Source organism: Gemmatimonadaceae bacterium, from assembly GCA_036273715.1.
GTDB lineage: Bacteria > Gemmatimonadota > Gemmatimonadetes > Gemmatimonadales > Gemmatimonadaceae > JADGGM01.
The window spans coordinates 1-10944 of sequence record DASUHB010000017.1 but is presented as its reverse complement, the minus strand read 5'-3'; the positions used below and the strand labels follow the sequence as shown (position 1 = coordinate 10944).

General features: G+C 68.7%; 11 protein-coding genes. All 11 read right to left on the bottom strand.

The features are described from left to right. Nucleotides 1-17 precede the first annotated feature (17 nt). Complete coding sequence (locus VFW04_03080; protein HEX5178292.1) at nt 18-1337, bottom strand: CCA tRNA nucleotidyltransferase; 1320 nt, start codon at nt 1335-1337, stop codon at nt 18-20. A 5-nt stretch (nt 1338-1342) separates the two neighbouring features. Then, entirely contained in the window at nt 1343-2311 is a 969-nt protein-coding gene (locus VFW04_03075) for an asparaginase (GenBank protein ID HEX5178291.1), read from the bottom strand. Between the two features lie 28 nt (nt 2312-2339). Further along, nucleotides 2340-3095: an SDR family oxidoreductase gene (locus VFW04_03070; GenBank protein ID HEX5178290.1), complete on the bottom strand. Its 756-nt coding sequence runs from the start codon at nt 3093-3095 to the stop codon at nt 2340-2342. Beyond that, the gene (locus tag VFW04_03065; GenBank protein ID HEX5178289.1) at nt 3092-3676 is read right to left on the bottom strand and encodes an SIS domain-containing protein; all 585 of its coding nucleotides are present in this window, start codon (nt 3674-3676) and stop codon (nt 3092-3094) included. The genes VFW04_03070 and VFW04_03065 overlap by 4 nt, the downstream gene beginning before the upstream one ends. Next, on the bottom strand, nt 3673-4431 hold the full coding sequence (locus tag VFW04_03060) for a CpsB/CapC family capsule biosynthesis tyrosine phosphatase (protein ID HEX5178288.1): 759 nt from the start codon (nt 4429-4431) through the stop codon (nt 3673-3675). Before VFW04_03060 ends, VFW04_03065 begins: the two co-directional genes overlap by 4 nt. After that, nucleotides 4428-5156: a geranylgeranylglyceryl/heptaprenylglyceryl phosphate synthase gene (locus VFW04_03055; protein HEX5178287.1), complete on the bottom strand. Its 729-nt coding sequence runs from the start codon at nt 5154-5156 to the stop codon at nt 4428-4430. Before VFW04_03055 ends, VFW04_03060 begins: the two co-directional genes overlap by 4 nt. Next, nucleotides 5153-5482, bottom strand: coding sequence for a hypothetical protein (locus VFW04_03050; protein ID HEX5178286.1), 330 nt, complete (start codon nt 5480-5482; stop codon nt 5153-5155). The genes VFW04_03055 and VFW04_03050 overlap by 4 nt, the downstream gene beginning before the upstream one ends. Then, nucleotides 5479-8232: an alanine--tRNA ligase gene (gene alaS, locus VFW04_03045; protein ID HEX5178285.1), complete on the bottom strand. Its 2754-nt coding sequence runs from the start codon at nt 8230-8232 to the stop codon at nt 5479-5481. The genes VFW04_03050 and alaS overlap by 4 nt, the downstream gene beginning before the upstream one ends. Before the next feature lie 108 nt (nt 8233-8340). Further along, the gene (locus VFW04_03040; protein HEX5178284.1) at nt 8341-9003 is read right to left on the bottom strand and encodes a regulatory protein RecX; all 663 of its coding nucleotides are present in this window, start codon (nt 9001-9003) and stop codon (nt 8341-8343) included. Between the two features lie 130 nt (nt 9004-9133). After that, a complete protein-coding gene (gene recA / locus VFW04_03035) occupies nt 9134-10177 on the bottom strand; it encodes a recombinase RecA (protein HEX5178283.1) in 1044 nt (347 codons plus the stop codon). 555 nt (nt 10178-10732) lie between these two features. Continuing rightward, the coding region (locus VFW04_03030; protein ID HEX5178282.1) for a hypothetical protein at nt 10733-10944 on the bottom strand (212 nt) is incomplete at its 5' end.

The following is a 10944-nucleotide window of genomic DNA, read 5'->3' as shown; positions in this document are numbered from 1 at the left end:
TCCGCCTCGTCCGTTGCCTAACTGCGACCGCGCACGCTCGCCACGCGCGCAAGGAGCGCGTCGCGCGTGTTCCGTGCGGGATCATCGAGCACGTCGTCGAGCAGCCGCTCCAACACCGCCTTGATCTCCGGACCCGCCGCCACGCCGGCCGCCAGCAGGTCATCGCCATCGACCGCAAGATCACCGATCTCCACCGGATCGCGGAATGCGATGCGCATGGCACGCCGATACGCCGACGCAACTGCGGCGGCAGCCGGCGCCGGCCGACCGAGTGCACGTTCCGCCGCGAAGCGCACCGCGCCCAACCGCCACACCGCGCGCGCGCGCGTGCGTCCGGTCTTCCCCGCCCAACGGCGCAGCATGGCATCGGATGCTCCGGCGTCGTCGGTGAGCACGCGCCGCACATCATCGCCGATCAGCGCCCATCCCCGCAACACCGACCCGACCCAGGCGACCGTCTTGTTCGGAAACCGCAGGTCTCTGAGCGCACGTTCGGCATCGCGCGGGGCGAGATCCGCTACCATGGCGACGATACGCTGCATTTCACGGTCCGGCCTGGCCTCGTTCCGCGGTGGCGGCAACAGGTCGAGCGACGTCAGCGACACGTCGGAGATCGCGGCGAGCGCGGGCACGAGCGCGGCCAGCACGCCGCTCTCGCGCCAGAGCCCGATGGCGCGGCCGGCGTATCGCACCTGCTGCATCGTCTTCTCGATCTCCTGCTTCACCCGTTCGTGCGACAGCCGCGTCATGAACGGCGACGAGTCGGCCACGGCGCGCCAGGTGCGCGGCTCGATCTCGAAGCCGAACCGCGCCGCGAACCGGATCGCGCGGAGGGCGCGGAGCCGGTCCTCGCGCATCCGGGCGTCGGGGTCGCCGACGGCGCGCACGACGCGCGCCTCGAGGTCGCGCCGGCCGCCGAACGGATCGCGCAGCGCGTCGCCTAACGGGTCGTACGCAATGGCGTTGATCGTGAAGTCGCGCCGGGCGAGGTCATCGTCGAGCGACACGCCGAACTCCACCACGGCGTGGCGGCCGTCGGTGTGCACATCGCGCCGAAACGTGGTCACCTCGTGCATCACGTTCGCCGGATCGAGCACGCCGACGGTGCCGAATTCGATCCCCACCGGCACCGTGCGCCGAAACAGCCGCCGCACATCCGCGGGAGTGGCCGCGGTGGCGAGATCCCAGTCGAGGTGCGTTTCGCCCAACAACGCGTCGCGCACCGCGCCGCCCACGCACCAGGTCTCGAAGCCCGCGCCCGTGAGCACGCGCGCGATTTCGACCACCGTCGCGGGCGGCGCCAACCGCGCCCGGTCGTGCCCGGCATCGCGCGGCACTGCGCCTAACTCTGAAACAGCGCGCGCACGCCCGCCGGCCCCATGCCGAGTCCTAACGCAAGCATGAGGTCGATGCGCGCCTGCTGCGGACGGCGGCCCGGCGCCAAAATCGCGCCGGCGTCCTCGAGCCGCCGCGCACCGCCCGCGTACCCGTACGTCGTGCCCACCCGTCCCCGTTGGGCGCGCGACGCCACGACCACCGGCTTGCCGTCCGCTATCCACCGCTCGATCCCCGGCACCATCGCCGGCGGCACGTTGCCCCGCCCCATCGCCGCCACCACCACCCCGCACGCCGCCGGCCGCGACGCATCCAGCAGCCGCGAGTCCGTGCCCGCCGCCGCGTACACGAGATCCACCGGCGTCGCCGGATTCGCGGGATCGAGCGGCGGCATCGACGGCACCAGCGCGCGCCGAAAAATGACCTCGCCGTCGTCGACCACCGCCACCGGACCGAGGCCCGGACTCTCGAACGCATCGAGCAGGTGCGTGTGCGCCTTCGTCACGTCGAGACCCGTGAACACCCGCCCCGACATCGTGACCATCGCGCCGTACCCGCAGGCGCCCTCGCTTGCCGCCACCCGGACCGCGTCGAGGAGGTTCGACGGACCATCCCAGCCCAGATCGCTCGCGGTGCGCATGGCGCCGGTGAACACGATGGGCTTGTCCGGCGGCAGCGAACGCGCGGCGAAATACGCGCTCTCTTCCATCGAATCGGTGCCGTGCGTCACGACCACACCCTGCACCTCGCTCCGCGACACGTGGTCGCGAATGCGCTGCCGGAGCGACCACATCCGCTCGATGGTCATGTGCGGTCCGGGAAACGCGCCCCACTCCTCGATCTCGACGTCCGCCACTTCCTCGATGCCCCGCGTGGCCGCCAGAATTTCGCGGCCCGACAACGCCGGCACGGCGCCCTGCGCCGCCGGATCATGCCGCATCGAGATGGTGCCGCCCGTGAACAGGATGACGATCATGCGCCGGCGCCCGTGCCTAACGGGCGAGTCAGCCGCACAACACGCTCCCGCCGTTCACGTTCAGGATTTCACCGGTGACGTGCCGCGCCAGGTCCGAGCACAGAAACACGATCGGCCCCGCGATGTCGCGCGCCGTGGCCACGCGGCCGAGCGGGATGCCCGACGCGATGCGCTCCCGGCCGCCGCGCGCGAACGGCTCGGCGCACATCTCGGTGTCCACCCAGCCGGGCGCGACACTGTTCACCGTCACGTCGCGCGACGCAAGCTCCACCGCGAGCGATTTCACGAGCGAGATCATCGCGCCCTTGGAGGTCGCGTAGTCCGCGTGATACGCTTCGCCCCGCTGGCCGGCCGTGCTCGACACGAGCACGATGCGGCCGCCGTTGGACACGTGCCGCGCCGCCAGCCGCGTCGTGTAGAACATCGCGAGGATGTTCTGTTCCATCGTGCGCGTCCACCGCGCGTCATCCATCGCGCTGAGCGCCGTCTCCTCCACGGGCCAGATGCCCGCGTTGCCGACGAAGATGTCGATGCCGCCGAATTCGCGGGCCGCGCGATCGAACAGCGACTCGGCGCCGGCACCGGTCGAGATGTCGGCCGCCACCGAGAACGCCCGCACGCCGCGCCCCGCCATCTGCCTAACGACGTCGGCGGCGTCCGTGTCGCGGCTCCGGTAGCCGATGCCGACGTCGGCGCCGCACTCGGCCAAGAGCAGCGCCGTCGCCGCGCCGATGCCGCGCGAGCCGCCGGTCACCAGCGCGCGCCGCCCCCGCAGCGAGATCACAGGTCGCGCTCCACCAGCTCGCAGATCGCGTGCTCGATGCAGAGATGGAGCTCCTGCGCGCGGTCGGTGCGCGAGACCGGCACCACGACCGCGTGATCGGCGAGCGCGCGCAGCGGTCCGCCGTCGCCGGCCGTGTACGCCAGCACCGGCACGCCCCGCGCGCGCGCCGCGCGCGCCGCCGCCAGCACGTTAGGCGAACGCCCGCTCGTCGAATGAATCACCAGCAGGTCGCCGGGACGGGCCAGCGCTTCGACCTGCCGCGCGAACACCTGCTCGAAGCCGAGGTCGTTGCCCGACGCGGTCAGAATCGACGTATCGGTGGTCAACGCCACCGCCGCGCAGGCGCGCCGCGTGCGCTGGTACCGCACCACGTATTCGGCCGCGAGATGCTGCGCGTCCGCCGCGCTGCCGCCGTTGCCGCAGAAGAAGAGCGTGCCGCCGGACCGCACCGTGCTCCCGACCATGGCCGCCGCGCGCAAAATATCCGCCTCGAGCGCGTCGGCTGTGCGCGCCGCCGCGGCGGACAGCTCCCGCAGGGCCGCGAGGAGCGTGGCGGAATCGGCCGGCCGGGTGGCGCTCATTTGCGGCCGAAGAACATCTGCCGCAGCCGGCCGAGCATCCCCGGCTCGGCGTGCGGCACCGGCGCCACGGGAATCATCGGCTCGCCGTTCAGCAGCCGCAGCGCGTTCGTATGCGTGAGCAGCCGCGCCTGCTCCACCGCGCCTAACTCCGTTAGCCAATCGCGGGCCGAGGCCAGCGACCGGGTGTCGCCGTGGTTGTCGCTGGCAATGCAGTCCACCAATCCCTCCTCGAGCATCTGGCGCGCCAGCCGGCAGCCCGACGACGTGCCGAACAGCATGATCGCATCCAGCTGGATCACCGCGCCCACATCCCGCCATTCGTACACCTGCTCGATGGTCGCACCGTAGTATCGCTCCGGATGCGCCAGCACCGGTATCACTCCGCTCATCCGGATCCGCAGCAGCTCGTTCGATGCGCCCGGCGGCACGTTCATGCGCGGGAACTCGACCAACACCGCGTCCGATCCGCCAAGGTGGAGTCCCGGGGCGCGAAGATCCATGCCCGGCGCATCGAGCATGATCTCCCAGCCCTGGAGGAGCTCGGGTTTGGTCGGCGCGTGCCCGGCGAGACGCGCCAGAATCGATGCATACTTTTCGACCGGCGCGCGCATCGCGTCCGTCGCGAGCAGGTGCGGCGTGCAGACCAGCACATCCACGCCGTCCCGCCCGAAGCGGTCGAGCACCGGAAGTGAAGCCTGTATCGATGGCGAGCCGTCGTCCACACCCGGGAGCAGGTGTGTGTGAATGTCGATCACGACTGCGCCGCGTTGACGAGGGTCCCCACCTCGCGCCCGCCGCTCTGCTCGAACAACGTGCCGACCACGACGAAGTCGGCGCCGGCATCGCGAGCGCTGCGCACGTGCTCGGTGGTCCGGATGCCGCCGCCGACGAACAACGGTCCGCGCGACACCGCGCGCGCCGCGCTGACCAGTGCCGCAGCGACGGGACGCCGCGCCCCGCTCCCCGCGTCGAGATACGTCGCTCGCATTCCCATGCGGGCCGCCGCACTGACGTGCGCGTGCACGAATTCCGGTTTGTCGGCCGGCAACGGACGTGTCTGGCTGGTCGCCTCTACCGAGGTCACGCAGCCGCCGTCTACGAGGCAATACGCCGTGGCGATCGATTCCACCTCGGGATGACGATCGAAGAACGGAACCGCACGCACGTGCTCCTCGATCAGGTACTGCGCGTTGCGTCCCGACACGAGCGAGAGCATGAGGACGCCGTCGACGCCCGGCACGAGATCCGACGCGGCCGCCGGGAACAGGACCAACGGAATGTCGGGCGCGGAGGACCGGAGCGCGCGCACGGTGGCCGACGCGTCGGCGCCTTGTCCGAAGCTGGTGCCGACGAGCAGCACCGCGACGCCCTCGCCGGCCGCGCGCTCACCCAATGCGCGGGCGGCGTCGGGCGACGTGCGTGCGGGATCGACGAGCACCGCCAGGCCGCTCGTTTCGGTGAGGCGGTCGAGGAGCGTCACGCCGCGCCTCCGGCGGCGGCGGCGAGTCGCGACAACCGGCGCACCGCTTGGGCGGCGCGTTCGCCTAACGCTTCCGGCGCATCGGCCGCGGCCTCGAATGCGTAGGTGACGAGGGCATCGGCGGCGAGGAGCACCACGGCCTGCGGGCGCGTCCGGCAGCCGGCCGCGAGCGCCTCGGCCAGCAGCGACTCGGCGGCCGCCAGCGAGGCCTCGCGCACGGTGGATGCATCAGCGCCTAACGCAGGACCGAGCGCCCGCCTGAGCTCGGTCGCCAGCGCGGGCGGCGGCACGGGTTCCCGGGTGTCCAGCCAGTCCCCGACCGTCATGCCGCTCCGCCTAACGCAGTGCGCACGATGGCCGGCGCCCCGGCGATCGCCTCCCGCACGTGCGCCGCGTCGGGCAGCCCCGCCTGGGCCATGTGCGCCTTGCCGCCGCCGCGGCCGCCGGCCGCCGCCGCGATCGTCCGGATCAACTGGTCGGCGCGCACCCCGCGATCCCGCAAATCGTCGGTGACCACCGCCAGCAGCGTGTTCTTCCCGTCGCTGAACGAGGAGCCCAGCACGCCCACGCCGCTCCCCAGCTGCTCGCGCAGCGCGTCGCCTAACGCTTGCAGCTCCTTCACGTCGCCGGCCTCGACCACCGCCGACACGATGCGCGCCCCGTTGGCCCGCTCCGCGCCGGCCACGAGCCGCTGCACCTGGTCGCCGCCGCCGCGCAGCGCGTCGTCCAACCGCTTCTGCAGCGCGCGCCGCTCCTCGAGCAGCGCCTCGACGCGCTTGACCACGCCGTCCGCCGGCGCGCGCACCAACTCGCCTAACCGCTCCAGCCGGCGCTCCTCGTCGCGCAGCAGCTCGTACGCCTTGGGGCCGGTCACCGCCTCGATGCGACGCACGCCCGCCGCCACACCCGTCTCGGCCACGATCTTGAACAGCGCAATCTGCCCCGTGTTCCGCGCGTGCGTGCCGCCGCACAGCTCCATGGACCACCCGGGAATGGACACCACGCGCACCACGTCGCCGTACTTCTCGCCGAACAACGCCATCGCGCCGCCCGCCACCGCGTCGCGGTACGGTCGCTCGGTGGTCGCCACGTCCACGTCGGCCCAGATGCCGCGGTTCACCCAGGCCTCGATCTCGGCCAAGCGCTGGGCGCCGACGGGGCCGTGATGCGTGAAGTCGAACCGCAGCCGGTCCGGCGCGACTAACGAGCCGGCCTGGTGCACGTGTTCGCCGAGGATGGCGCGCAGCGCCGCGTGGAGCAGGTGGGTGGCGGTGTGGTTGCGTTCCGTATCGCGCCGGCGGTCCGTGGGCACCCGCGCCACCGCCGGCCCGAAGCGGAAATCGCCCACGAGCGTTCCGACCGCGGCGTGGGTCCCCTGAACCTTGCGCACGTCGTCCACATCCACCCGCCATCCCTGCCCAACGATCTCGCCCACATCCGAGATCTGACCACCCGACTCGGCGTAGAAGGGCGTCTCGCGCAGCATGACCGCGATGCGTCCGTCGTCCAACCGGCGCGCCGCCGTCACCTGCGTTTCGATCTCCACGGTGTCGTAGCCCACGAAGCGCGATGACTCCGCCGGCGTCGCGCGGTCCCACCGCGATGCATCGGCCAGCACGTCCGCCGCCACCGTGATGTCGCGCGCGCGCCGGTCCTCGCGCGACTGCTCCCGTTGGGCATCCAGCGCGCGCTCGAAGCCGCTGATGTCCACCGTGTACCCGCGCTCGCGCGCCATCAACTCGGTGAGATCGATCGGAAACCCGTAGGTGTCGTACAGCCGGAACGCGTCGTCGCCGGAAATCGTGCCGCGCAGCGACGTCGAGCCCTGCGTCGACCGCACGGGCGCGAGCTGGTCGAAGCGCTGCATGCCGCCTTCGATCGTCGCCAGAAAGCGCTCCTCTTCCGCCCGCGTCGTGTCCAACAAAAATCCGCGGCGCGCCTCGAGCTCCGGATACACGTCGCGCATGGTATCGACCACCCGCTCGACCACGCGCACCAGCGTCGGCTCCGACCTGCCTAACAACCAGGCGTGCCGCACCGCGCGGCGCAAAATCCGGCGCAGCACGTAGCCGCGACCCTCGTTGGACGGATACACGCCGTCGGCAAGCAGAAACGCCACCGCACGAGCGTGGTCCGCGAGCACGCGGAAGGATGCCGGCTCGACCGTGACCCGCCGCGGCCCCGTTTCCACGACGTATTCCACATCCGACGTGCGGCCCCGGTACGAAATCCCCACGGCCTCCTCGGCCGCCTTGAGCAAGGGCGCGAACAGATCGGTGTGATAATTGGATGTCACGCCCTGCTTTACCGCCGCGATGCGCTCGAGTCCCGCTCCGGTGTCCACCGACGGCCGCGGCAGCGGCACCAACTCGCCATTCTGCTGGCGGTCGAACTGCATGAACACCAAGTTCCAGATCTCGAGGAACCGCCCCGCCTCGGCGCCTTCGACGAACGCATCTCGCGAGAATTCGGACCGGTCCAGCTCCGTCCACTCACCGTGCGCTCCGGCCGGAAACGACCAGTCGGACGCAAAGTGCGCGAGGTCCACGTAGATCTCGCTGCACGGACCGCACGGGCCAGTGTCCGCCATCTGCCAGAAGTTGTCGGCTTCGCCAAGTCCGTAGATGCGCGAATCGGGGAGTCCGGTTACCTCGCGCCACAACCCGCGTGCTTCGTCGTCCGACTCGTACACCGTCACGCGCAAATGCCGCTTGTCGATGCTCAGCTCTTCGGTGACGAACTCCCACGCGAACCGAATGGCGTCGCGCTTGAAGTAGTCGCCGAACGAGAAATTCCCGAGCATCTCGAAGAACGTGTGGTGACGCGCGGTATGTCCCACCTGCTCGAGGTCGTTATGCTTGCCGCCGGCCCGCACACACTTCTGCGCGGTGGTGGCGCGCCGCCCGAACGACGTTTGCTCCTGCCCCAAAAAAATCTTCTTGAATTGGACCATGCCCGCGTTCGTGAACAGCAACGTCGGGTCGTCCTTGGGTACGAGCGAGGAGCTGGGGCGAATCGCGTGGCCATTTCGCTCGAAGTACGCGAGGAAGCGCTGGCGAATTTCGGAAGCGCGCATAACGCAACAATATACTCGTACAGAAGGCATACGAGTCAGTAGGCCGAAGCCGCGACACGCGCTGCTGCACCACCTGAATGCGCAGAGCGAAGGAGCCCTGCGGGCGACTCAGCGAACGAGCCGGTCGACCGCCGCGCGAACGTCGCCGAGCTCGTACCCGCGACGCGCCAGAAACGCGTAGAGCCGGCGGCGCTGCACATCTGCTGGGAGATCGCGCAGCGATCGCATCTTCCGCTCCGCAACCCGGCCGCACGCCTGAGCTTCGTCTACGCCGTCGTCGGTCACGATTTCATCGATCGCGGCGTCGGCGACGTCGCGGGTCACGCCGCGGCGTGCGAGCTCCGCCTGCATGCGGCGTCGCGACAAGCCGCCCGCCAGCTTGGTGCGCGCGAACTGCCGCGCGAACGACGCATCGTCCAGGAAGCCCTGCTCCGTAAGGCGGGCAACTGCCGCTTTCGCAAGGATGGGCGGCTCGCCCTTTTTTACCAACAACCGCTCCAGCTCGCGCGACGCACGCGCATGCGCAGCCAACAACGTCACGGCCCGATCGTAGGTGTGCAGCGCCTGCACTTCCTGTGTGATCGCGGCAACGACACGATCGGTGACCTGCGCGCCAACGTGTAGATCGAGACGCTCGATCGCATCGAGCGACAGATCGCCCACCGCTGCGCCATCGACCGCGATGCTGTACCGGCCACCCACGCTCTCGCTCCGATCGGCGCGCGCGCCGGCCCAACGCGTGCTCGACGTGACGGCAGTTATGACAGGCACGGACGACACCTCGATCTACGATCCGTCAAAGAAAATGCCGAGGAAGGAAATCGCGAGACTGGAGTAATTTCCGGGTACCCCGCATCTCGGCGTTCCACCCCCTCGGCACTTTCCGAGTGATGTGTGCGCGTCACTCCTCGACCAGATCGCCCTCCGCACCCGTTACTAACCGAATGCCGAGTACTCCTTTCACCTTCTCCTCGATCTCGGCGAGCATCGCGGGGTTGTCCTTCAAGAACAATTTCGCGTTCTCACGTCCCTGCCCAATACGCTGCGCGTTGTAGCTGTACCACGCGCCCGACTTCTCGATGATGCCGGACTCCGCGCCAATGTCGACGAGCAGCGACGTATGGCTGATGCCCTCCGCATACATGATGTCGAACTCGGCTTGCTTGAAGGGCGGCGCCACCTTGTTCTTCACCACCTTTACCCGCACGTGCGAGCCAATGACATCCTCTTTTTCCTTGACCGGTCCGATCCGGCGAATGTCGAGACGCACCGAGGCGTAAAACTTGAGCGCCTTCCCACCAGTCGTCGTCTCGGGGTTGCCGAACATCACGCCGATTTTCTCACGCAACTGATTGATGAAGATGACCGATGTCTTCGAGCGCGCGATTGCACCAGTCAGCTTCCGCAACGCCTGACTCATGAGCCGAGCCTGCAGGCCGACGTGCGAGTCCCCCATTTCTCCCTCGATCTCCGCTTTCGGCACCAGCGCTGCAACGGAGTCGATCACCACCACATCCACCGCACCCGAGCGCACGAGAATCTCGCAGATTTCCAACGCCTGCTCACCCGTATCCGGCTGCGAGACCAATAGATTCTCGACATCCACACCCAACTTCGACGCGTAGTCCGTGTCTAACGCATGCTCCGCATCGATGTACGCGGCGACGCCGCCGGCTCGCTGTGCGTTCGCCACCACGTGAAGACACAACGTGGTCTTACCGCTCGACTCGGGACCGTAGATCTCCGTGACACGCCCGCGCGGAATACCGCCCACGCCAATGGCCGCGTCCAGATTGATGGCCCCCGTTGGAATCGCTTCCACACGCACTCGAGCGCTGTCCGATCCCATCTTCATGATGGACCCCTTTCCACAGCTCTTCTCGATCTGCGCGATGGCCAGATTCAACGCCTTCTTTTTGTCATCCTGCAAAGTCGACACAGCCATTTTCGTTCATCCTCTCGGTTAGTTGTAGTCCGCTCTGGCCATGCAGCGTAATCGTACCGGATAGACGGAGAATCCGACACCCGAAGAAAATACGAAACAGAGAGCTAAGATTCAAGCAGAATACGACAGAGAAAATGCATTCGGAACGTGGCGAACTCGGACGCGCTCACCCTCCACGAGAACGCCCACGACATCGAACCGATACGAGTCCGTCGGTCGACCGTGCCGGTCGATCCAGACTGAAGCAGAGCGCGCTAGCTCCCGCTGTTTGCTCCAGTTGACGGCTTCGACCGGATCCCCGAATTCCCGTCCCTTCCGAGCCTTCACCTCGACGAATGCGATGGTTCCGTCGCGCTCGACAACGAGGTCGATGTCCCGATGGCCGTTGCGAAATCTTCGCTGCACAACCCGCCACCCGTGACGCCGAAGCCACCGCTCCGCGATCCGCTCGCCCAGCTCTCCAAACGCCTGCCTGGCCGCTGACATGGGCGCGAACATAGGGGCGACGGCGAAGTCGCCATCACCCTTTCAATGCATCCGCAATCTTTTTTCGAGCTACCGGGTCGTCCGGACGAGCGAGCTCACGAGCTGTGCTCCGCCCATTGACGGGATATCGATCGCGCTGCGGACAACGATCGGATTTTGCTTCGTGACCCAGTAGAGGCCACGACCGGGGTCGGCGTGAACGGCAACGACCCAGCAGTCATACGTCCCCGCGGGCACGCGCACGCGGTCTTCTCCGATCACAGAAAGTCGCGTCGGAATGA